At 58.4% G+C, this 19,592-nt stretch carries 23 protein-coding genes and 1 riboswitch; of the genes, 9 read left to right on the top strand and 14 right to left on the bottom strand.

Annotated features, from left to right (window positions below; all coding sequences use genetic code 11):
* Positions 1-22: 22 nt before the first annotated feature.
* The 6 genes from ACN0RV_RS06860 to ACN0RV_RS06885 all read right to left on the bottom strand — a co-directional run bounded on the left by ACN0RV_RS06860 (position 23) and on the right by ACN0RV_RS06885 (position 4,664).
* Positions 23-283, bottom strand: a complete 261-nt coding sequence (locus ACN0RV_RS06860) for a hypothetical protein (RefSeq protein ID WP_028109758.1) — start codon at positions 281-283, stop codon at positions 23-25.
* Positions 284-293: 10 nt separating this feature from the next.
* The gene (locus ACN0RV_RS06865) at positions 294-2,411 is read right to left on the bottom strand and encodes a TonB-dependent receptor (protein ID WP_417346788.1); all 2,118 of its coding nucleotides are present in this window, start codon (positions 2,409-2,411) and stop codon (positions 294-296) included.
* A gap of 54 nt (positions 2,412-2,465) precedes the next feature.
* Positions 2,466-2,569: riboswitch (TPP riboswitch) on the bottom strand.
* 144 nt (positions 2,570-2,713) lie between these two features.
* Complete coding sequence (locus tag ACN0RV_RS06870; RefSeq protein WP_417346789.1) at positions 2,714-3,106, bottom strand: YcfL family protein; 393 nt, start codon at positions 3,104-3,106, stop codon at positions 2,714-2,716.
* 11 nt (positions 3,107-3,117) lie between these two features.
* Complete coding sequence (locus ACN0RV_RS06875) at positions 3,118-3,549, bottom strand: PaaI family thioesterase (protein ID WP_417346792.1); 432 nt, start codon at positions 3,547-3,549, stop codon at positions 3,118-3,120.
* Complete coding sequence (locus ACN0RV_RS06880; protein WP_417346957.1) at positions 3,546-4,049, bottom strand: PaaI family thioesterase; 504 nt, start codon at positions 4,047-4,049, stop codon at positions 3,546-3,548. The genes ACN0RV_RS06875 and ACN0RV_RS06880 overlap by 4 nt, the downstream gene beginning before the upstream one ends.
* 174 nt (positions 4,050-4,223) lie before the next feature.
* The gene (locus tag ACN0RV_RS06885) at positions 4,224-4,664 is read right to left on the bottom strand and encodes a MarR family winged helix-turn-helix transcriptional regulator (protein WP_417346793.1); all 441 of its coding nucleotides are present in this window, start codon (positions 4,662-4,664) and stop codon (positions 4,224-4,226) included.
* Between the two features lie 103 nt (positions 4,665-4,767).
* On the opposite strand from ACN0RV_RS06885, the gene ACN0RV_RS06890 reads away from it, so the two are divergent.
* From ACN0RV_RS06890 to ACN0RV_RS06900, 3 genes are all read left to right on the top strand, one after another.
* The gene (locus ACN0RV_RS06890) at positions 4,768-5,187 is read left to right on the top strand and encodes an MAPEG family protein (protein WP_417346795.1); all 420 of its coding nucleotides are present in this window, start codon (positions 4,768-4,770) and stop codon (positions 5,185-5,187) included.
* A 168-nt stretch (positions 5,188-5,355) separates the two neighbouring features.
* Complete coding sequence (locus tag ACN0RV_RS06895; protein ID WP_417346797.1) at positions 5,356-6,276, top strand: glutathione S-transferase family protein; 921 nt, start codon at positions 5,356-5,358, stop codon at positions 6,274-6,276.
* Between the two features lie 160 nt (positions 6,277-6,436).
* Positions 6,437-7,021 carry a hypothetical protein gene (locus ACN0RV_RS06900; protein ID WP_417346798.1) on the top strand — a complete coding sequence of 195 codons (585 nt, stop codon included), beginning with the start codon at positions 6,437-6,439 and terminating at the stop codon, positions 7,019-7,021.
* A 53-nt stretch (positions 7,022-7,074) separates the two neighbouring features.
* Here ACN0RV_RS06900 and hinT read toward each other — a convergent pair whose 3' ends face one another.
* Positions 7,075-7,425: a purine nucleoside phosphoramidase gene (gene hinT, locus ACN0RV_RS06905; protein WP_417346800.1), complete on the bottom strand. Its 351-nt coding sequence runs from the start codon at positions 7,423-7,425 to the stop codon at positions 7,075-7,077.
* Between the two features lie 184 nt (positions 7,426-7,609).
* Between hinT and ACN0RV_RS06910 the strand changes: the two genes are divergently transcribed.
* The 4 genes from ACN0RV_RS06910 (at position 7,610) to ACN0RV_RS06925 (ending at position 10,968) form a co-directional block, all read left to right on the top strand.
* Positions 7,610-9,370, top strand: a complete 1,761-nt coding sequence (locus tag ACN0RV_RS06910) for a M61 family metallopeptidase (protein WP_417346802.1) — start codon at positions 7,610-7,612, stop codon at positions 9,368-9,370.
* Between the two features lie 19 nt (positions 9,371-9,389).
* Positions 9,390-9,953, top strand: a complete 564-nt coding sequence (locus tag ACN0RV_RS06915) for a Crp/Fnr family transcriptional regulator (protein ID WP_417346803.1) — start codon at positions 9,390-9,392, stop codon at positions 9,951-9,953.
* 58 nt (positions 9,954-10,011) lie between these two features.
* Complete coding sequence (locus ACN0RV_RS06920) at positions 10,012-10,539, top strand: YgjV family protein (protein WP_417346805.1); 528 nt, start codon at positions 10,012-10,014, stop codon at positions 10,537-10,539.
* A gap of 255 nt (positions 10,540-10,794) precedes the next feature.
* Positions 10,795-10,968, top strand: a complete 174-nt coding sequence (locus ACN0RV_RS06925) for a hypothetical protein (protein ID WP_157509183.1) — start codon at positions 10,795-10,797, stop codon at positions 10,966-10,968.
* A gap of 60 nt (positions 10,969-11,028) precedes the next feature.
* Here the strand turns inward: ACN0RV_RS06925 and ACN0RV_RS06930 are convergent, their stop codons facing one another.
* From ACN0RV_RS06930 to can, 3 genes are all read right to left on the bottom strand, one after another.
* Positions 11,029-11,523: a hypothetical protein gene (locus ACN0RV_RS06930; RefSeq protein ID WP_417346807.1), complete on the bottom strand. Its 495-nt coding sequence runs from the start codon at positions 11,521-11,523 to the stop codon at positions 11,029-11,031.
* Positions 11,523-11,990 carry a hypothetical protein gene (locus tag ACN0RV_RS06935; RefSeq protein ID WP_417346809.1) on the bottom strand — a complete coding sequence of 156 codons (468 nt, stop codon included), beginning with the start codon at positions 11,988-11,990 and terminating at the stop codon, positions 11,523-11,525. Before ACN0RV_RS06935 ends, ACN0RV_RS06930 begins: the two co-directional genes overlap by 1 nt.
* Positions 11,991-12,083: 93 nt before the next feature.
* Positions 12,084-12,731 carry a carbonate dehydratase gene (can, locus tag ACN0RV_RS06940; RefSeq protein ID WP_417346811.1) on the bottom strand — a complete coding sequence of 216 codons (648 nt, stop codon included), beginning with the start codon at positions 12,729-12,731 and terminating at the stop codon, positions 12,084-12,086.
* Between the two features lie 154 nt (positions 12,732-12,885).
* On the opposite strand from can, the gene ACN0RV_RS06945 reads away from it, so the two are divergent.
* The gene (locus ACN0RV_RS06945; protein WP_417346813.1) at positions 12,886-13,326 is read left to right on the top strand and encodes a GNAT family N-acetyltransferase; all 441 of its coding nucleotides are present in this window, start codon (positions 12,886-12,888) and stop codon (positions 13,324-13,326) included.
* On the opposite strand, the gene pdxH is transcribed toward ACN0RV_RS06945, so the two are convergent.
* Positions 13,323-13,961, bottom strand: coding sequence for a pyridoxamine 5'-phosphate oxidase (gene pdxH / locus ACN0RV_RS06950; protein WP_417346815.1), 639 nt, complete (start codon positions 13,959-13,961; stop codon positions 13,323-13,325). The two genes, ACN0RV_RS06945 and pdxH, sit on opposite strands and share 4 nt — an antisense overlap.
* A gap of 82 nt (positions 13,962-14,043) precedes the next feature.
* Complete coding sequence (locus tag ACN0RV_RS06955; RefSeq protein WP_417346817.1) at positions 14,044-14,856, bottom strand: AraC family transcriptional regulator; 813 nt, start codon at positions 14,854-14,856, stop codon at positions 14,044-14,046.
* Positions 14,857-14,992: 136 nt separating this feature from the next.
* Here ACN0RV_RS06955 and ACN0RV_RS06960 point away from each other — a divergent pair, with 136 nt between their 5' ends.
* Complete coding sequence (locus tag ACN0RV_RS06960; RefSeq protein ID WP_417346819.1) at positions 14,993-15,904, top strand: DMT family transporter; 912 nt, start codon at positions 14,993-14,995, stop codon at positions 15,902-15,904.
* A gap of 70 nt (positions 15,905-15,974) precedes the next feature.
* Here ACN0RV_RS06960 and ACN0RV_RS06965 read toward each other — a convergent pair whose 3' ends face one another.
* Both ACN0RV_RS06965 and ACN0RV_RS06970 read right to left on the bottom strand, forming a co-directional pair.
* On the bottom strand, positions 15,975-17,165 hold the full coding sequence (locus ACN0RV_RS06965; RefSeq protein ID WP_417346821.1) for a conjugal transfer protein TraF: 1,191 nt from the start codon (positions 17,163-17,165) through the stop codon (positions 15,975-15,977).
* Between the two features lie 245 nt (positions 17,166-17,410).
* Positions 17,411-19,474 (bottom strand): M13 family metallopeptidase, encoded by a 2,064-nt coding sequence (locus tag ACN0RV_RS06970; protein ID WP_417346822.1) that lies wholly within the window; start codon positions 19,472-19,474, stop codon positions 17,411-17,413.
* Positions 19,475-19,592 lie beyond the last annotated feature (118 nt).

Consider the following 19,592-nt stretch of genomic DNA (forward strand, 5'->3'; position numbering starts at 1 on the left):
AGCCAGCGCCTCGTTGATGAAGTTACTCACTGTGGTCAAGATTCACGCCACCGGGAATAAACTTGCAGACAAACACCCCTTTGCCCCACTCCTGGTGGGCCGCCTTCATCTCGGTGGCCAACAGCGCCATGATGGTGTCGTAGTCACCGCACAGCTGAGTGCTCATGCCATTGGTCTTGCGCTGAATCTCCGGGTAGGCGTCCAGGCGCTCGATAAACCACTTGATGGGCAGCAGGTACTGGTCCTTTAACGGGTAGAGGCTGATCTCCACAGCAAGTTGCATCGGTGTCTCCTTAGAAGTAGTCGTAACGGAAAGTCAGGCCAAACTGGCGGGGATCGCCATAGCGCACATACAGGTGCTCCTGCCAGCCGTCGTTGGGTTCATTGCCAAAGGTAAAGCCACGCACGCCATACTTCTCGTCGGTGAGGTTGCGCCCCCACAGGTAGAGAGCCCAGCGCTCCGCTTCATAACCGATCTTGGTGTTCCACAGCACATAGGAGTCAGACTCGGCGTTGCTGGTGGCGGAATCTGAGTAGTAGTAGCTGTCCTGACCGTTGGCCACCAGATTAGCAAACCACCCCAGATCATGACGATAGGTCGCCCCAAGGTTGAACTGGTAGCTGGGCGAATGGGCCAGTTCACGGCCACTGAGGTCAACGGGCGTGCCGTACTTGTCGTTGTAGATATAGTCGTCGTAGGAGGCGTCCAGCAAGCCCAGGCTGCCGTAAAGTTCCAGGTTGGCGGTCAACGCCAAGCTGAAATCCGCTTCCAGTCCATAGCTGGTGGAGCCGGTGGCGTTGGTGGTGTACAGGAAGAAGCGCTGCGGATTATTGGGATCCTGGACGGAAGCCTCAACCTGCTGGTCCTGGCGATCCATATAGAACAAAGCCAGATTGGTGGACAGGGCACCATCGAGCCAGCCACTCTTCACGCCGACTTCGTAGTTGTACAGGGTCTCGTTATCGAACTCCTTGGCACCCGGCAGGTTGGCAGGCACTTCCATGTTGAAGCCACCGGCCTTGTAGCCACGGGCTATGCGCACATAGCCCAGGTGGTGGTCATTTAGGTAACGGCTGGCAGAGAGGTGGCCGCCCCACATGGTCTCGCTGGGAGAAAACGCCTCGCCGCTGTCATCACTGTAATCGCTGCTGCGGTGTTCTATACGCAGGCCAGCGGAGAGGGTCCACTCGCCCAGTTCGCTGTCCAGCTGACCAAAGATGGCGCTGTTGGTGGCCTCGTAGTCGGACTTGAGGAACACATCCTCCCAGCCGTTGTAGAAGCTCTCCAGATCGTTGGATTCATCCAGCTTCATGGCGTACACGCCCACCAGCCAGTCGGTGGTGCCACCGAAGATGCGGCCCTCTTCACCGGACACCAGGCGCAACTCCTGGCTGTAGGTGGTTCGCTCCTGCTGCTTGTCCCACCAATAGTCATACTGGCAAGGCACGGGCTGACCGGTTTCCCAGTCTTCGCACTGCAGGTTGCTCCAGTAGTCCGGGTTGGCCCAGTCGCCATCATAGGCATGGCGAGCCTCGGTATCGGCAAAGCTGGTGACGGACACCAGGGATACGGCACTGCTGGCCGCCCAGTTGAGCTTCAGGGACGCGCCGGTGGTGGTCTGGCTGTCCTCGCCGGGCTGGTCGGTCAGGGTGTCAAAACCGTTGTTGTCCAGAGTCCAGGCGTCGTAGCCGTTATCCAGGTCGGCATGGAGCACCGTCAGATCCGCGGTCAGGCTGTCGCTGGCCAGCCAACGCAGCTTCAAACGTCCGGTCAGTTCATCACGCTCATTGGTGTCATCCCTGCCCAGATAGAGGTTATCGCGAAACCCATTTTGCTGAGTCTGCTGAACAGACGCACGGTAGAGCAAGGTGTCGCTGGCACTGCCACTGGCATAGGCGCCCAGGGCCATCAGGTCATCCTCGCCCAGAGTCACCTCTGTGCCCGCTTCGAAGCTCTCAGTGGGATCGTTGCTCTTGACGTAGATAAGGCCCGCCAGGGCGTTGGCGCCGTAACGGGTGCCCTGAGGACCGCGCAGCACCTCGACCTGATCCAGGTCGAACAGGCTGGCCGCCATACCAATGCCGGACAGGTCGATGTCGTCGACAATAAAGCCGACGGAGGCGTTGGGGGCTCCCTGGTACTCCTCCTGTTCACCCACGCCACGAATCTGGAAATAACGGGGACGGGAGGAGGCGCCGGCCCAGCTCAGGTTGGGGATATTCTTCAGCACATCTTCGAAGTGCTCGCCCCCCTGCTCCTGCATACGGGCGGTGTCAACTACGGTGACACTGGTGGGCAGACGAGCGATGTCGGCGTCACGAAAATCTGCGTTGACGGTAATGGTTTCAATCTCTTGGGCCTGGATGGAGCAGGAGACCGCAAGGGCAACAATGGAAAGCTTGGTGCGCATATCCTTTAGACTTCTCTATTACTAAAAGGGAATACGACCGGATTTGGGGCAGGGACTTCAAGGCTGGGCCTTTCCTACGCCGGTATTATCCGGATCAGGTTCGCGGGTTTTCCAACTGGAATCTCAGTATCTTCACAGACACACCCCGAGGCAGATTGCAGTATACCCCGCCCCCGCTCCCTGAATCCACGCCCAATGGTGTCGACGCAGCATTTTTGCGCAACAACGAAGGCGAAGAAATGGCCTAATAAACGAAAAAAGCCACTAAAATTAGTGGCTTTAAAAATTTTATCGACGGTCAGTTATTCATCCACAACCCGACGAACGCTGAGCTCAAACTCCACCGCGCCCGGGCTCAGGGCCACGGCACTGACCTGACGACGCTCGCCACCGGCCAGGTTGATTGCCCGCCAGCCCCGGTTGGCCGACTCCATCTCCTTGCCGGTTTCATCGAAGAACACAAAGCGGTATTGCAGGTAGAGATCGCCGGAGGCCTTGGAGATCAGCTCCGCCCGCCCCTGCAATCGTCCGGCCAGTATCGATTTGTTCAGTTGCGTCACCGACAGATCCCTCGCCAGGGCGCTGTTATCCACCTTCAGCTTCTCAGCATCTGAGCGGGCCACCAGTCCTGAGGTGGTGGTGGTGCAGCCACTGAGCACCAAACCAAGAACCAACATCGATATCCAATGACGCATAACTGACTCTCCTAATCGATCAGGAAGTGTGCCCTCGCCGTGGCAATGGGCTGTTTACGGTTAGTTTGCCAACAGCTTACCGAAACGTTGGCCACTCGGCGACCCTGACGGGTGATGCGGCATTCGGCGAAGGTCTCCCGTGCGTAACCGGCGCGCAGATAATCGATGGAGAAGTCCACGATCTTCGGCACCCGGGTGGTATGCAGGACCACCATCAGTTGCACCATGGCAGACATCTCCATGAAACCGGCGATCACCCCGCCATGGAGTGCCGGCAACATGGGGTTGCCCATGTTGTCCGGGTTGTTGGGCAGGCGAAACACCAGCTCCTCCCCCAGCTGCTCACAGTTCATCCCCAGATGCTGAGCATAGGGGATCAGAGCCAGCAACTCGGTGTAATCTCTGTCGGCGACCGCCTGCTGGACAACGGGTTTAATGTTCATGCCTTCTCCTCCCCAAGCAGAGCATCACGGAAGGCCTCGGTCACCAGTTCTGGGCCGATGCGCATAAAGGAGCAGACCACCTGGGCGATGGGATCGTCGATGGACTCCTGATAGGCGATGCCTCGGGTAAAGGCGACGGAGGAGGTCAGTTTGAAGCACTCCACCATGGCATAGACAGGCTGATCCGGTTTGGCGGCCTTCATATAGTCCACCCGAAGATCCAGAGTGGGGCACAACTCCAGTTCCTCCTCACGGGCGTAGATGGCGCAGATCACCGCCGCACCGGAGGCGGTATCCATCAAGGTGGTGATCACACCGCCATGGAGGACCTTGGACTCAGGGTAACCCACCAGCTCAGGCGCGTAGGGGAGACGCAGCAGAACGTGGTGCTCACTGGCCTCCAGACAATCAATGTTCAGCTTGCGACATTGCGCCAGTTCATTGACGAAACGACCGGCCAGATCGGTCAGGGGGAAAAATTCAGGGTTAACAGGTTGCATCACAATGCTTGGAATTCCTTATCTTGGGGCTCTATCTAAGCAACATCAGTGTGCTTTTCTGCCTAAAAAACAGGGTTCAAGACAGCGATTAAGGATATCACTGAAGCTCGTTTACCGCTATTTGGCGGCTGTTAGCTCCAGTTTCCGATGTGGAAATCTAACGCTCCACCCAGCTTAGCCCAGCCGGGACAGCAGTTGCTGACAAAGGCTCTTGAGCTGGGCCGCCTCCTCCGGGGCCAGTCCGGCGCGACAGGCCATCGCATGGGGCACCTCCTTGGCTCGCTCTTTCAAGCCCTTGCCCTCACCGGTCAGGGTGATTACCCTGACCCGTTCGTCCTGCTGACTGCGGCCTCGCACCACCAGTCCCTTGCCTTCAAGCCGTTTCAGAAGCGGCGTCAGAGTACCCGAGTCCAGGTTCAGTTTCTCCCCGAGGGCCTTCACACTCATGCTCTGGTGCTGCCAAAGCAGCATCATCACCATGTATTGAAGGTAGGTGAGATCCAGCTCGTCCAGCAAAGGACGATAGGCCCTGACCACCGCATTGGCCGCACTGTAAAGAGGAAAACAGATCTGATTGTCGAACATCAGCTCCGGGCAACCTGTGTCCTGATTCATGAATAACCTCACAATATAATTGCGCACAATATAGTTGATCTCTCCTGTGGACTCAATTAAGGTTGTGCGCAATTGAGTAGCCCACTATTTTAATGGAGTCCCCATGTTCGACAACTACAGCCTTTCCCTCGCCGCCCTGCTGCTGATGCTGGCGACCATGATGATTCAAACCCTGGTGGCGACAGTGGCCCACCGGAAACAGGCTCACTACGTTCCGGGAATCGTGAGCGATACCCTGAGTCACGACTCCTTTGTGTTTCGCAGTCACCGCACCTATCAGAACTCCCTGGAAAACGTGCCCCTGATGGCACTGAGCCTGCTGACCGCCATCGCCACAGGACTGGATCCCCTGACCCTGGGTGTGATCGCCTGGGTCTTTGCCCTGGCGCGGATCATTCACACGGCTCTCTACTACGCCATCGCCACCGAGCGTAATCCCAGCCCGCGAAGCTACTTCTTCATGATCGGCCTGCTCAGCAATCTCGTACTGCTGGTTCTGATTGCCATGGCATTGCTGAACTAAGCTGGCCTGCCAGGGAGAAGGGCGAAAGTGCAGCACGCCCAGGATCCGCGCCGACGGGGCCCGGTTGATTGAGGCCTGAATTTCAGGGCTTTCCATTTCATCTGCGACGATCTACAGTCGCTGTAACAGGCTAATTTTTGAGCTTTTAATCTGAACTGGAGTCATTTTATGGCCAGCTCCCTGATTCTGCATCATTACCAGCTTTCTCCCTTCTCCGAGAAGATACGCCTGATGCTGGGGGCGGCTAATCTGCCCTGGCAATCCCTGTTGGTCTCTCCCCTGCCCCCCAGGCCGGCAACCGACCCCCTCACAGGGGGCTATCGTCGCATTCCCGTCGCCCAGTTTGGCGCTGATCTGGTGTGCGACAGCCAATTGATCACCGAGGAGATAAGCCAGATGAGCGCCAAGGAGTACCTGGCCCCCTCCAACGCCAGTCAAGAGGCGCTTGAGCTCGCCACCTTTGCCGAGTCCACCCTGTTCTTTGATGCGGCTTCTCTGGTGCCCCCCAGGCAGGCACTGACCGAACTCAGACGGCACCTGTCGCTGTTCGATACTGCCCGTTTCATCTGGGACCGTCTCGGCATTGCCCGGGAGACCCGGGGAAACCTGTCGGTGGCAGAGGGGGCAAAACGATTTCGCAACAGCCTGGCAAAACTGGACGAACAGATTCAGGGCGAGTTTCTCTTTGGCGATCAGCCCGGCCATGCAGACTTTGCCCTGTATCACCCCTTGTGGTTCCTAAGTCAGGTCGGCGCCGTGCCTCTGTCACCCAAGCTGACTCGCCTCAACGCCTGGTACAGCCGCATGAATCAGTTTGGTCACGGCCCTCACAGCCCCATCAGCGCCAAAGACGCCCTCGCTGTGGCTGCCGCTTCCCAGCCCAGGGGAGTCCTTCCAGAGTTTCGCGATCACCCGGATGTGGGCCATGAGGTGGTGATTGCCCCCACCGACTACGCCAAGGTAGGCACCCGGGGGCATCTGGCTGGGGTCAGTGAGCAGCGCTGGATACTGCGGCGGGACACCGGCCGGTTCGGTACCGTGCATGTCCACTTCCCTCGCAGAGGCTATCGGATCAGGCGCAAGGACTGAGGCCATGGTTAGACAACTCTGATGGTGGGGGCTATACCCTATTGCAGCAAAGTTAAGGCTCTGACTTCCCTAACGATGATTCAGTCTCGATTCAGTCGGTGGGTTGTAGCCTTTGCTGCCCGTTTTCAAGCCCAAAACTGTCGTTCAACAGGAGCATGAGATGAATCGCTTGAAACTGAATACACTGGCTCTGATTGGCGCCTCCACCCTGCTGTTTGGCTGTGCCACCGGCAATACCCCGGAAGCCAAGAAGGCCCATGCCCACAAGGAGGCGCAGTCCGCCCTCTCCAAGATCGTGGCCGAACACCCACAAGCAGAAACCGATTTGAACAAGGGCGTGGCCCACCTGATCTGCACCGGCAGCGACAGTTACCTGTTTGCCCTCTCCAGCGGTGGCGGCATCTGCGAACTGAACGAGGGCGGCAAGCTCTCCTACTGGCGATTTGCCTCCGCCGGTGCCGGAGCCGGCATCGGCTGGAAAAAGGTGGCCTATGTGCAGATCTTCCTCAACCAGGAAGCGGTCACCCGCTTCAAGGATGCCGGCTTCGATGGCCAGGCCCGGGCTGAGGCCAGTGCCAAACTGGAAGACACCGACAGCCAGGCCTCGACCAATCAGTCTATGGATGTGGAGGGGATCATCACCTATCAGGTTAACCTGATGGGCGCCGCCGCCCAGGCCACGGTGCAGGGGTTCAAGTTCTGGCAGACGGACTTCACCGAAGATTTCGTGCAGAACGCAGGCTAACACCTTGCAGAACAAAAAAAGCAGCCAACTGGCTGCTTTTTTTGAAGGGTGTTTTACACCGCCAACATCGGCCCCAGGGGCTTGCCGCCCAGCAGGTGCATATGGATATGGAACACCTCCTGACCGCCATGCTGATTGCAATTGATGATCAGGCGATAGCCATCCTCATCGATACCCGCTTCCTTAGCCAGCTTGGCGGCCACGGTCACCATTCTGCCCAGGGCGGGCTCATCGGCAGCCTTAACGTCGTTCAGGGTGGGGATCAGCATATTGGGCACGATCAGCACATGCTCAGGGGCCCTGGGGCTGATGTCCTTGAAGGCGGTGACCAAATCGTCCTGATAGAGGATCTCTGCCGGGATCTCTCGACGGATAATTTTGGAAAAGATGGTTTCTTCGGCCATTTTACAGGCTCCCGCTAGTCGGTTTTGTCCAAGAATCTCAGTATACTTGGCAAATCAGAGTTAGGGAAACCACCACACAAGGATTCGGCCTCCGATCCGCCCCACTCCTATGGGAGTACAAGGGTTTACCCTCAAGGACCGCGTCCGCAAACCACTTCGGACCCAGCCAAAGGATATCCAGACCATGTTGCTCTACCGCATCTGTCCCATCGACCCCCACGCCCATCTGTTTGAAGTCACCCTTGAGGTCGGCAGCAGCCATCCGGGCCAACGCTTCTCCCTACCCAGCTGGATTCCCGGCAGCTACATGGTACGGGATTTCGCCCGCAACCTGATCGAGGTTAAGGGCTTCGATGGCGACCGCCAGATCAGACTGACTCAGCTGGATAAGCAGCGCTGGCAACTGGAAGAGGATTGCGACGCCCTGACCCTGAGCTATCGGGTGTACGCCTGGGATCTGTCCGTCCGCAGTGCCCACCTGGACCAGACCCATGGCTTTTTCAATGGCACCAGCGTGTTTTTGAAGGTGGAGGGCCGAGAGGTGGAGTCGGTTCAGTTGGAGATCCTGCCCCCTGCCGGCGAGCAATACAGTGACTGGCGAGTGGCCACCGCCATGCCGTTGGCGGACAACACCGAACGCTACGCCTTTGGCCGCTACCAGGCCGCCAACTACGATGAGTTGATTGACCACCCGGTGGAGATGGGCACCTTTACCCTGGCCAGCTTCCAGGCCCGGGGCGTGCAGCACGATCTGGTGCTCACCGGCCGTCACTGGGCCGACACCAACCGCATCTGCGCCGACCTGCAGAAGATCTGCGAAACCGAGATCGATCTCTTCGGCGGTCAAGCCCCCTATGATTACTACCTGTTCATGACCATGGTCCTGGGCGAGGGGTTTGGCGGCCTGGAACACCGGGCCTCCACCGCGCTGGTCTGTGGCCGCGGCGATCTGCCTGCCAAGGGCGAGTCCGACATGACCGAGGGCTATCGCACCTTCCTCTCCCTCTGCTCCCACGAGTACTTCCATAACTGGAACGTCAAACGGATCAAACCTGCCCGCTTTGTGCCCTATGATCTGGAGCAGGAGAGCTACACCACCCAGCTGTGGGCTTACGAAGGGATCACCTCCTACTACGATGACTGGCTTACCTACCGGGCAGGCTGTGTGGATCGTGACACCTACCTGACCATGCTTGGAGAGCTGATGACCCGGGTCACCCGGGGCAGTGGCCGATTCAAGCAGAGCCTGACTGACAGTTCCTTCAATGCCTGGACCAAGTTCTACAAACAGGATGAGAACGCTCAGAACGCCATCGTCAGCTACTACACCAAGGGTGCCATGTTCGCCCTGTTCCTGGATCTGTCCATCCGCAAAGAGACTGGCGGCCAGGCCAACATCGACCATCTGATGCAGAGGCTGTGGGCCGACTTTGGCAGCCAGGACATAGGCACCGAAGATGACACCCACCAGCAGATCGTCAGCGAACTCATTGGCCGGGATGCCTCTGATCTGTTCGCCTGGCTCCACACCACCGATGATCTGCCGCTGACTCCGCTCCTTGCGGAGTTTGGCATCGAACTGAGTCTGCGCGCGGCCACCTCCAACAGCGACAAAGGCGGCACCAGTGGCGGCGGCCTGACCACAGAGCTCGGCGCCAAATACAGTGTTGCCGGCCTGGGGGTGAAGATCGTCAACGTAGCCGAAGGCGGCAATGCCCACAAGCTGGGCCTGGCCGCTGGCGATAATCTGGTGGCCGTCGATGGCCTTCAGGTGGGCGGCGATCTGGACAAGCGCTTGAATCGCTACGGCGTGGGAGCCCGCCTCCAGTGCCACTGGTTCCGCCGGGATGAACTGATGACCGGCGAGCTGGAACTGACCGCCGCCGCTCAGTCCACCAGTGTGCTGTCGGTTATCGACGAGGAAAAGGCGGCCAGGTGGCTCTGACCTCTGAGGCCCTTGTGCTGTGATAACTGAGCAGTTCAACGCCTTTCTCGCTGAGCTGGGGGGTGCCCATGGCACTCCCCTGCCCCAGTTGCCCAACTGTCAGGCTCAGTCCCTGGGACGTGGCTCGGTGCTCTTGCCCCAGGGGGCTCAACAGACCCACGCATTTTTCCTGGGCAGCGGCGTCCTGCGCGCCTGTCACTACTCCGACGACGGCCAGGAGCATTGCAAGGAGTTCTATTTTCCCAACGAACTCTGCTTCCTCTATGCCAGCTGGCTGGATGAGCGTCCCGCCGACTATCAGCTGGAAGCCCTCTCCCGAGTAGAGGTCCTCAAGGTGCCCCTCTCCCTGCTGGCCCTGCCCCAGTGGCAGCACCTCGCGCTGGCTCTGATGAAGCAACAGCTGCTCTATAAGGAGGAGAAGGAGGCGTTTTTCCTGCTGAATACCCCCCAAGAGCGCTATCTGGCTCTGCTCCAGCGCTGGCCCGAGTGGGTAGACAGCATCAGCCAGGCCCAGTTGGCCCGCTATATTGGCATCAGCCCCATCAGCCTGTCACGGATCCGCCGGCGCATTAACCAAAGTTAATGCGGGGACCCGGCTAAAGGGGGACACTGGCACCACTGTATGAACGGTTGGAACCAAGATGTCCCCCTTTCTCCTCTCCCAGGCGCTGGTGGCCGTGGCCATAGCGCTGGATCTGAGCTCTTTCCAGTTTCGCCAACGCCGCCGCATTCTCCAGTGCCTGTGCCTGTCTACCCTGCTGACCTCGGTGCACTTTGGGCTGCTGGACCAGTGGACCGGCGCCGGACTGATGCTGCTGGCCAGCGCCCGCTTCGCCGTCAGCATGGTGAGCACCGCCAGAACTTGGCAATGGGTGTTTGTCGCATCGGGGATAGTGATTACCTGGCTGACCTGGAGTGGTGTGCCAAGCCTGCTCAGCGGCGTCGGCAGCACCATTCAGACTCTGGCGGCCTTTCGTCGCTGCGACCGCCAGCTCAGGCTGACCATGCTGGTGGGCATCAGTTTCTGGCTGGCACACAACATAGTGATTGGCTCCCCCATGGCCATCGCCCTGGAGTCGCTGTTTATCCTGTCCAACCTGGTGGGGTACCTGCGCCACTACGGCCTGCCCGTTTTGGGGAACCGTCGGGGTGCTCAGCCCAAAGGCTGACGCACACAGACTGATCGCCCACGGCTGAGGCATCAGCCGCTTTTCTTGTGGCCGAGCCTGAAGCCCCCAGACCAGCTAAACTGGTTCTTCGAATGGTCTGTTCGGAAATAGTGTTGTTCAATTCCATGGCGATCACCGCCTGATTTTGGTACAAATCAGAGAACAGGTTCTGAAGCCACAACACTGAACTAAGGTCGACTGGCAATTTCCTTAGGGGCGCCCATACTTGAGTTCAGTAGGTTAAGGAGGTTACTGATGCAGTCCAGAACTGAACTCAATACCCTGTTACACAGGCGCTTTAAAGACGCCCAAACCATCTCGGAGCTGCGAGAGCGTCTGCGCGATATCGAAGAGGAGCTGCATCAGGTGTTCGCCGATGAACTGGCGCAGTTCGTTGCTCCCGAGGAGGAGCATAAAAAGGTATCCTGAGCACCAGAACCCAAAACGCCTCGCAATCGCGAGGCGTTTTTAGTTGCTGCGGTGTTCGGATCAATGCACGGCCTGGTAGATGGCACTGTGCCCCTTAACCCAGTCGCCGTCTTTCAGGTAAAACGCCTGCTGGTGCATCTCGCCATCCACAAAACGCACCTCTGACCGCACCTCCTTGATCCCCTCGCCCGCACCGGCGACCTGCTCATGAAAATAGAACACGCCATCTTCGGCGTAGGCGGTGCCCTTGGTGTAGAAACCTGCGGTGGTGAAGTAGTAGAACACCAGACTGTTGGCCTGCTCATCCCAGACCATCATGGTCTCCCCCTCATACTGCCCCTTGTTGAGGGAATGGGTAATGCGCACCGCCTTACCCTGCAGGGCCGGTTGCCACTGGGACACGTCGATCACCGGCTTGTCCGGTGTCGAGTCGGAAAACTCACCGCGCCACACTTTACCCAGGAAGGGGCGCAGGGGCTCCAGCTTGGGGTCCAGGTCCCAGCCCCAGGCGGGCTGGACCAACAACAGGAAAATCAGAGCAATCCATCTGGCCATCATGCTGTCCTTTTCTGGTGATCAAAATAGCGGGTCAAAGCCTTGTCCCAACGCTGAACAAACTCCTCCCAAAAACCCTCATCCAGACGCTCAAGTTGCTTCTCGCCCCTTGGGCCGATGGCGGTGTACAGGTAGCTGAGTTGAATGACGCACCCCTGGGGGGCCGGGCAAACGCCGATGCGGATGCGGGTGAGCAGTTGCTCTGGCAGGGTTTTGAGCAGCTCCAGCTGCCCCATCTCGGGATCAGAGTCCAGTACATACCAGGTGGCCTGTCCGGCGGGCTCCTGAGTGGTGAAGACACAGTCCGACTCAACGCGGCCACTGTTGCTCCACACCATCAGGGGATCCCACCCAGGCACCCATTCACGCTCACGCACCGGGCACATCAGCGGAAACACCTCTGATGCGCTGTGACTGCTGCGGATCTCGCCGCGATACTGCTTGGACTGGCGGGGACGGACGATCATCTTGCACTCCATGGAAAATGGCGAAAAAAGAACAACTTTTTTCGCCGTTTACCTTCGCTCCTAAGGAGACTATAGCAAGAAATTAGCGCCAGGCTACTGGCTGTTGATCGCCTCAATGGCCGCTTTGCGCGCTTCCCAGACCTGGCCACGGCCATTGACGGTCAGGCCCAGGTCGGTGATCAGGCCCCCTTTCAGGTCGTAGATCCAGGCATGAACGCTGAGATCCTGGCCTCGGTCCCAGGCGGCTTTACAGATGGTGGTCTGGCAGACATTGGCCGCCTGCTCGATGGCGTTGAGTTCACACAGGCGGTTGCCCCGGTCTTCCGCACCCATCTCATCCAGCAGCAACTTGTGGTCTTCGTAGGTGTCACGAACATGACGCAGCCAATTACTGGCCAAGCCCAGGTAGTCGCCCTGCATGGAGGCGTTGACACCGCCGCAGCCATAATGGCCGCAAACGATGATGTGCTTCACCTTGAGAACATCAACGGCGTACTCGATGACCGACAGGCAGTTCATGTCACTGTGAACCACCACGTTGGCGATATTGCGGTGAACGAAGATCTCCCCTGGCGCCAGATCGATGATCTGGTTGGCAGGCACCCGGCTGTCGGAACAACCGATCCACAGATACTCTGGCGACTGCTGCTCTACCAGTTGGCTAAAAAACTCTGGATTCTCTTTCTCGACTCGCTCGGCCCACTGCTTATTGCGCTCAAACAGATGATCAAGATCTGCCATCTTTATACCCCGTTGCTTTAATATTGCGCTGCATTATAACGAAAATCATTCGTGTAACTGGTCGAAACACCCGATGGAAACATTCGGGATTTCTGGCGTTTTTCAGCGGTTTAATTATCATTAAACCAGATTTGGGCAAAATTTGGACCCCTTAGTGAGCCAAATTCAACTACGCTCGGCCAACAGGGAAGACATCCCCGCCATCCAGCTGGTACGCAACGCCGTGCGAGAAAACCGTCTGGCGGTGCCCGGCAGCATCAAGGATGCCGATGTGGCCAGTTACCTCAAGGAACGCGGCCGAGGCTGGGTCTGTGAGGTGGGCGACCGCATCGTTGGCTTCGCCATCGCCGATGCCATCGACGCCAGTATCTGGGCCCTGTTCCTGCTGCCGGAGTGGGAGGGCCAGGGTCTGGGGCGGCGCCTGCTGCAGGCCGCTTGCGACTGGTTATTTGCTCAGGGAGTGAAAGAGATCCGTCTCTCCACCGACTCCCATACCCGGGCCCACGGCTTCTATCGGCATCTTGGCTGGCGAGAAATCGGCGCCAAATCCAACGGCGAGATCAGGTTGGCGTTTCGCCGCATCAATCCCCTTTAGGGCGCCAGCCGCTCCACCTGCCAGCCCGCATCACCTGCAGTATAGAGGAACCTGTCGTGCAGGCGGCGATCCCCACCCTGCCAGAACTCCACCGAATCCGGTTTCACCCGGTACCCTCCCCAGAAATCCGGCAGAGGCACCTCTCCCTTGGCAAACTTCTGCTTAAGTTCGAGAAACTTGGACTCCAGCACCTGCCTGGCGGAGATGCGGCTGCTCTGCTGGGAGACCCAGGCGCCGATCTGGCTGTCCTTGGGGCGGGTGACGAAATAGGCCAGCACCTCCCTCTTGGTCAGGGCCTCTGCCTCACCGGTGAAGTGCACCTGACGCTCCAGCTCATGCCAGGGCATCAGCAAACTGACCTTGGGGTTTTGGGCCATGTGCTCTGACTTGCGGCTGCCCAGATTAGTGAAAAACACCAGGCCATCCCGGTCAAACTTCTTCAGCAGGACGATTCGCTGGAAAGGTTGGCCAGTACTGTCGACGGTGGCCAGGCTCATGGCGGTGGGGTCAGACAGGCCCGCTTCACTGGCCTGGTTCATCCAGGTTTCAAACAGAGCCATGGGGTCTTCGGGGAGGTCCTTGCGACGCAGACCGCCCTTCAGGTATTCACGACGAACATTGGTGTAATCAGCCACTCTCTACTTCCTTGATCTTTAACTTACTTTTGCCGACGCTGACGCCGACCTTCAACCATTCTACTGCGCAGTGTCGGTTTTGCTAAGCACCGCTCTGGCGATTTCTCTGGCGACGGTATTGCTCCGGTGTGGTTCCGGACAGCCGGCTGAACATGGTGATAAAGGCAGAGGGGCTGGAGTAGCCCAGCTCCAGGGCCACCTGGTTCACCTTCATTCCCCGGCGCAGCATTCCCAATGCTTCGAGGAATCGCAGCCTCTGGCGCCAGTCGCTGAAACTCATTCCCAGGTGACGATGGAAGTGCCGGGTCAGGGTGCGCTCGGTGCTGTACACCCGTTCCGCCCACTGTGCCAGAGTGCGCTTGTCTGACGGGTCCTGCTGCAGTGCAGTAAGTATGGGCTTGAGCAGGGGATCGTCACTGTGAGGCAGATAGGCGGCCATGGGCTCCTCTCTGAGCAGTTGATCCACCAGCACCATGGCCAGACGATGATCTTCCGGCGTACTGGCATATTGCTGCTTGCGATCGGCAAAATCCTCCATCACCGCCCGGAACACACCGGACAGGCGGATCATACAGGCCTTGCCCGGCAGCCTGGCCGAGAGTTCAGGACGCAGATAGAGGGCCCGGTAACTGACCTTCTGCCGACTGTAACTGGTGTGCTCCACCAGGGGGGGGATCCAGATGGCGTACTGAGGCGGAGACAGGAAGGGGCGGCCATCCACGGTGATTTCGATCACCCCCTGCTCAACCACGTTTAACTGACCCCAGGCGTGGCTGTGAGGCAGGAAGGTGGTGTCGGCAGCGATATCTTCCCGGTGGAGATAGATATCACTAGCGGAAGTTTCAAATGGCAGCGGATATCGCTCCAAAACTTCGCTGGCAAGCTCCTGATCCATAACTGTTCTGTACCGATCACAAAAAACTGTCCTGAGAGCATAACACCTTGTCAGAAAATCGTTATATCTATTTTTGCTGTCACATTTACAATGCGCTCCCGTAGTAGATAACCCTTTTCGTGTGGAGTCGTTGCCTGTGAGCAAATCCGCCTACCTCTTCCCCCTGGCGACCGTGATCGCCTGGGCAGGAAACGGTATAGTCAGCAAGATGTCCGTGGATGTGGTCAGCCCCGGAACCATCGCCTTCTATCGCTGGTTGCTGGCCGCCCTGGTGCTGCTTCCCTTCGTGGCGCCCACCCTGTGGCGCCAGCGACGTGCCATTCGTAAGCACTTCTTTAAGCTCAGTGTCCTCGGTGCCCTGGGCATGGTGGTGCTTCAGACCCTGACCTATGTGTCCGCTCAGACCACCTCTGCCACCAACATTGCGCTGATCGGCTCCGTGGTTCCCATGATGACCATGGCCTGGGGCGTGCTGCTGAACCGGGAGGCGCCCACTCAGGGCATGGTAGCCGGCTCACTGATCTCCTTCCTGGGTCTGTCCGTGCTGCTGACTCAGGGGCATCCCCTGGACCTGCTGAACCAAAGCCTGAATCAGGGTGACGTGCTGTTGCTGCTGGGTGCGGTCTGTTACGGCCTCTATGGGGTGTTGCTGCGCAGGTGGAAGCTGCCCTTCTCCACCTGGCCCTCCCTGTTTCTGCAGATGAGCATGGGTGCCCTGTGGCTGCTGCCGGTCTACCTGACCCAAGCAGACAAGAGCGTGTCCATGGAAGCCTGGCCCATGGTGCTGTTCGCCGCTCTGGTGGCCTCCCTGTTCGCCACCTACAGCTGGCTGCGGGGTATTCAGGCCCTGGGCGCCAACCGTTGCACCGCCTTTATGAACCTGAACCCGCTGATTGGCACCGGCCTGGCGGTCTGGCTGCTGGGCGAAAGCCTATCCCAGGCGCACTATCTGGGCGGCAGCCTGACCCTGCTGGGGGTGTTTCTGACCCAGAGGCTCAAGTCCCCTGCCCGGCTGCGCCGCAAGCGCCAGCCGCTGCCAGAAAGCTGAATTTCAGTAAAAGAAAAGGCCAGCCCCAGGGGCTGGCCTTTCTGTTTCTGTACTGACAACCCGGGGAGGCTTAGAACTTCCAGCCCAGCTGCAGTGAGGCACCGCGCTCTTCGTCATCGCCGAACTGCGCTGCCAGATCCAGGCTGAAAGTATCCCAGGGAGTGATGCCCAGGCCGACGGTCAGCAGATCGTCGTAGTTATCAGACAGGTCAGTAACGTAACCGCCACGCAGCTGAAGGTGGGTCCAGGTCAGCTCCAGGCCAGTGCGCACCAACTGGCGCGCCTGCAGAAGTTGAGGCGCATTGCTCTCCACCACGAAGGACTCGTCTTCAACCAGGTCCGCCTCTAGGGTGGCGCCGAAGATTCCCTTCTGCCAGGCAACGGCTGCGGCATAGGTCGGCTCCAGGGTAATGGTATGGCCTTCAACATTTTCGATGGAGTGCTCCACCAGGTTGTAGCCCACCAGTCCAAATCGCCAGTTGCCATAGCTCTTGTAGAAGCCCAGATCCAGGTTGAAGCCTGAATCATCACTCAGATACTCATCCTCGAAGTAATCATCGTTGTCGTAGTTGTTGATGTTGGCGCGGTAGAGATAGGTATCCAGACGCTGGTATTTGGGCGATACACCAATGCTGAACTCGCCGATGCTGGGCAGCTTGAATTCACGGGCCAGGTTCAGTGCCACCTCAGACACCACCACGGCGTGGGCCACACCCTCGGACTGCAGCTGATCCGGGTCGAAGACGCCGGTCACCAGAGCCTGCTCTACCAGAACCCGGTCGTTATCGTCGTAATCGAAGTCACCATTACCCACCACGTAGCCGCCGATGGTCAGGCCCCAGGCCAGACTCTTGGAGGGGGCAAAGATCCCCAGGTCCAGATTGGCCTCACCGATCAGGCGGGTGTCGTCCAGGGCTTCAAGCTCGCGCAACAGGGCGTCGGCATCGGCCTGGGTTGGCGGATCATTGGGATCCATGGCGTTGATCTTATCCTCGAAGCGCTCGATGGCATCCTGTGTGTCATCCACCTGGTCCAGGGCATCCTCATACTCCTTGGCCAGGGCACTGACGCCCAGGCGGATGTAGAGGTCATCGCTCTCTTGGAAACGGGTTAACAGGGCGGGGTTCAGAGGGGCGCGGGTGAAATCGCCGCTGGCGATACCTGTGTAGCCGGCCCCGGCACTCTTGGCATCCATGCCAACAACGGCACTGGCGGGTGCGGCAACGGCCATCAGGGCCAGACTCACTACGGATAACTTCATCATCTCTACCTATCTGCGTGGTATTTATTGTGCTGCCCTATGCAGCGATGTAGGACCGGCCGGTTATCACGACAAACGATCCCTGGTACTACAGCGACAACCTGACTCTTTCCCTTAAATTGGCTTCAAATTTCAAACCACAGCGTCGGGTCCAGGCTGTTATTCCTGTATCGGCCTTCCCGGCCAAAGTGTTAATACAAAAACACCCTGCCGAGGCAGGGTGTTGAATTGTAGCAAGATTTAATTTACCAAATCTTTACGCGCTTCTCGGGTGGCAGATACATGGCATCGCCTTCCTTCACGTCAAACTGGGAGTAGAACTCATCCATGTTGGACAGAGGACCGTTGGCACGGAACTGGGAAGGAGAGTGCGGATCGGTGGCTACGCGGTTACGCAGCGCCTGCTCCTTGTACTTACCACGCCAGATCTGGCCCCAGCCGATGAAGAAGCGCTGGTCGCCGGTCAGGTCATCCATTACCGGGGCCTCTTTGCCTTCCAGAGACATCTTGTAGGCCTTATAGGCAATGGTGGCACCGGACAGATCGCCGATGTTCTCACCCAGGGTCAGTTTGCCGTTCACGTTCAGATCGGGGAACACCTGATAACCGTCATACTGGGCAACCAGGGCGCTGCCGCGTTCCTTGAACGCCTTCAGGTCGGAGTCGGTCCACCAGTTCTTCAGGTTACCGTCCTTGTCGTAACGGGAGCCCTGATCATCGAAGCCGTGACCCATCTCGTGGCCGATGACCGCACCGATGCCGCCGTAGTTCACCGCATCGTCTGCGTTCATGTTGAAGAACGGAGGCTGCAGGATGGCTGCCGGGAACACGATCTCATTCATCACAGGGCTGTAATAGGCGTTTACAGTCTGTGGGGTCATGTGCCACTCGTAGCGGCGGATTGGGCCGCCCAGCTTCTCCAGGTCCTTGTCGTGGGACACCAGGGAGGAGCGAATGGAGTTGCCAACCAGATCGTCCGCCTTGATCTCCAGGGCAGTGTAATCTTCCCACTTGTCTGGGTAGCCGATCTTAGGTGTGAAGGCGGCCAGCTTCTCTTTGGCCTTCACCTTGGTTTCCGGGCTCATCCAGTCCAGCTCATCGATGCTGGCGCCATAGGCCTTACGCAGGTTTTCTACCAGCTCGCTCATGCGGGCTTTGGCTTCTGGCGGGAAGTGCTTCTCTACGTAAACCTTACCCACAACCTCACCCAGGTTGCCGCTCACCAGGGAAACAGCGCGCTTCCAGCGCTCCTTCTGTACTTCCTGGCCGTTCAGCTGACGGGCGAAGAAATCAAAGTTTTCGTCGTCGAACTGCTTGGGCAGCAGGCTGGCGTAGGAGGTCAGCAGGTGCCAGTTCAGGTAGGTCTTCCAATCCTCAACGGAGTTGTCAGCCAGAACCTGACCCAGGGTCTCGATGTAGCTGGGCTGGTTGATGATGATGTCAGGCTGCTTGTCGCCACCGATCACCTTCAGGTAACCGTTCCAGTCGATGTTGGCAGACAGCTTGGACAGATCGGCCACCTGGTACTTGTTGTAACGCTTGGCGCTGTCGCGGCTCTCAACTCGGGTCCAGTGACCTTTGGCCAGGGCGGTCTCGATGTTCAGGACGGTCTTGGCGGCATCGGCGGGGTTGGCCACACCGGCCATGGTGAACATCTTCTCCATGTGGGCCAGGAAGCCTTCACGGATCTTGACGAAACGCTCGCCTTCGTTGAAGTAGTAGTCACGGTCGGGCAGAGACAGACCAGACTGCCAGATGTGGGTGGCGTAGCGCTCGGAGTTCTTGGCATCCACGTTGACGTAGAAGGCCATGGGGGTGCCGGCGCCAATCATCTGGCTGTGGGCAAAGTAGGCCACTACGTCATCGCGGCTGTCGATGGCGGCAATCTTGCTCATCTCAGGCTTGAGCGGGTTCAGACCCAGCTCTTCGATGGTGGCGGTGTCCATGAAGGAGCGGTACAGATCGCCCACCTTCTGCTCGTCGCTGCCCGCTTTCAGGTCAGGCATGCCGGCCAGCTCTTCAATGATCACTTTAACGTCATCGCGGGCCTTCTCACGCAGGTCATAAAAGGCACCGGAGCTGGTGCGATCCGCCGGTACCTCGGTGGTCTTCATCCAGGTACCGTTCACGTAAGAGTAGAAATCGTCCTGGGGACGGACGGTGGTGTCAAAGTTCTGGAACTCGATGCCAGAACTCAGCTGCTTCTGAACGGCTTGAGCAACAGCAGTAGGCTGGGAAGTTTCATTTTGGGCACAGCCTGCTACCAGCAGGGCGGAGGCGCACAGGCCACCAATAATCACGCGTTTCATCAGCATATCCTTATGATATATGGAGCTAATAGATTCAAAACCCCACGATACTAGCCTTCAAAGGATCACAGGTCAAAACCCACTTTGTTACAACCTTATTCCAAGCTGATGATAATTC

Origin of the sequence: Ferrimonas sp., from assembly GCF_048263965.1 — a bacterium.
GTDB lineage: Bacteria > Pseudomonadota > Gammaproteobacteria > Enterobacterales > Shewanellaceae > Ferrimonas.

Coding starts and splice junctions, on each gene's coding strand:
- ACN0RV_RS06860 (WP_028109758.1), bottom strand. CDS start 283: ATGCAACTTGCTGTGGAGATCAGCCTCTACCCGTTAAAGGACCAGTAC.
- ACN0RV_RS06865 (WP_417346788.1), bottom strand. CDS start 2,411: ATGCGCACCAAGCTTTCCATTGTTGCCCTTGCGGTCTCCTGCTCCATC.
- ACN0RV_RS06870 (WP_417346789.1), bottom strand. CDS start 3,106: ATGCGTCATTGGATATCGATGTTGGTTCTTGGTTTGGTGCTCAGTGGC.
- ACN0RV_RS06875 (WP_417346792.1), bottom strand. CDS start 3,549: ATGAACATTAAACCCGTTGTCCAGCAGGCGGTCGCCGACAGAGATTAC.
- ACN0RV_RS06880 (WP_417346957.1), bottom strand. CDS start 4,049: ATGCAACCTGTTAACCCTGAATTTTTCCCCCTGACCGATCTGGCCGGT.
- ACN0RV_RS06885 (WP_417346793.1), bottom strand. CDS start 4,664: ATGAATCAGGACACAGGTTGCCCGGAGCTGATGTTCGACAATCAGATC.
- ACN0RV_RS06890 (WP_417346795.1), top strand. CDS start 4,768: ATGTTCGACAACTACAGCCTTTCCCTCGCCGCCCTGCTGCTGATGCTG.
- ACN0RV_RS06895 (WP_417346797.1), top strand. CDS start 5,356: ATGGCCAGCTCCCTGATTCTGCATCATTACCAGCTTTCTCCCTTCTCC.
- ACN0RV_RS06900 (WP_417346798.1), top strand. CDS start 6,437: ATGAATCGCTTGAAACTGAATACACTGGCTCTGATTGGCGCCTCCACC.
- hinT (WP_417346800.1), bottom strand. CDS start 7,425: ATGGCCGAAGAAACCATCTTTTCCAAAATTATCCGTCGAGAGATCCCG.
- ACN0RV_RS06910 (WP_417346802.1), top strand. CDS start 7,610: ATGTTGCTCTACCGCATCTGTCCCATCGACCCCCACGCCCATCTGTTT.
- ACN0RV_RS06920 (WP_417346805.1), top strand. CDS start 10,012: ATGTCCCCCTTTCTCCTCTCCCAGGCGCTGGTGGCCGTGGCCATAGCG.
- ACN0RV_RS06925 (WP_157509183.1), top strand. CDS start 10,795: ATGCAGTCCAGAACTGAACTCAATACCCTGTTACACAGGCGCTTTAAA.
- ACN0RV_RS06930 (WP_417346807.1), bottom strand. CDS start 11,523: ATGGCCAGATGGATTGCTCTGATTTTCCTGTTGTTGGTCCAGCCCGCC.
- ACN0RV_RS06935 (WP_417346809.1), bottom strand. CDS start 11,990: ATGATCGTCCGTCCCCGCCAGTCCAAGCAGTATCGCGGCGAGATCCGC.
- can (WP_417346811.1), bottom strand. CDS start 12,731: ATGGCAGATCTTGATCATCTGTTTGAGCGCAATAAGCAGTGGGCCGAG.
- ACN0RV_RS06955 (WP_417346817.1), bottom strand. CDS start 14,856: ATGGATCAGGAGCTTGCCAGCGAAGTTTTGGAGCGATATCCGCTGCCA.
- ACN0RV_RS06965 (WP_417346821.1), bottom strand. CDS start 17,165: ATGAAGTTATCCGTAGTGAGTCTGGCCCTGATGGCCGTTGCCGCACCC.
- ACN0RV_RS06970 (WP_417346822.1), bottom strand. CDS start 19,474: ATGAAACGCGTGATTATTGGTGGCCTGTGCGCCTCCGCCCTGCTGGTA.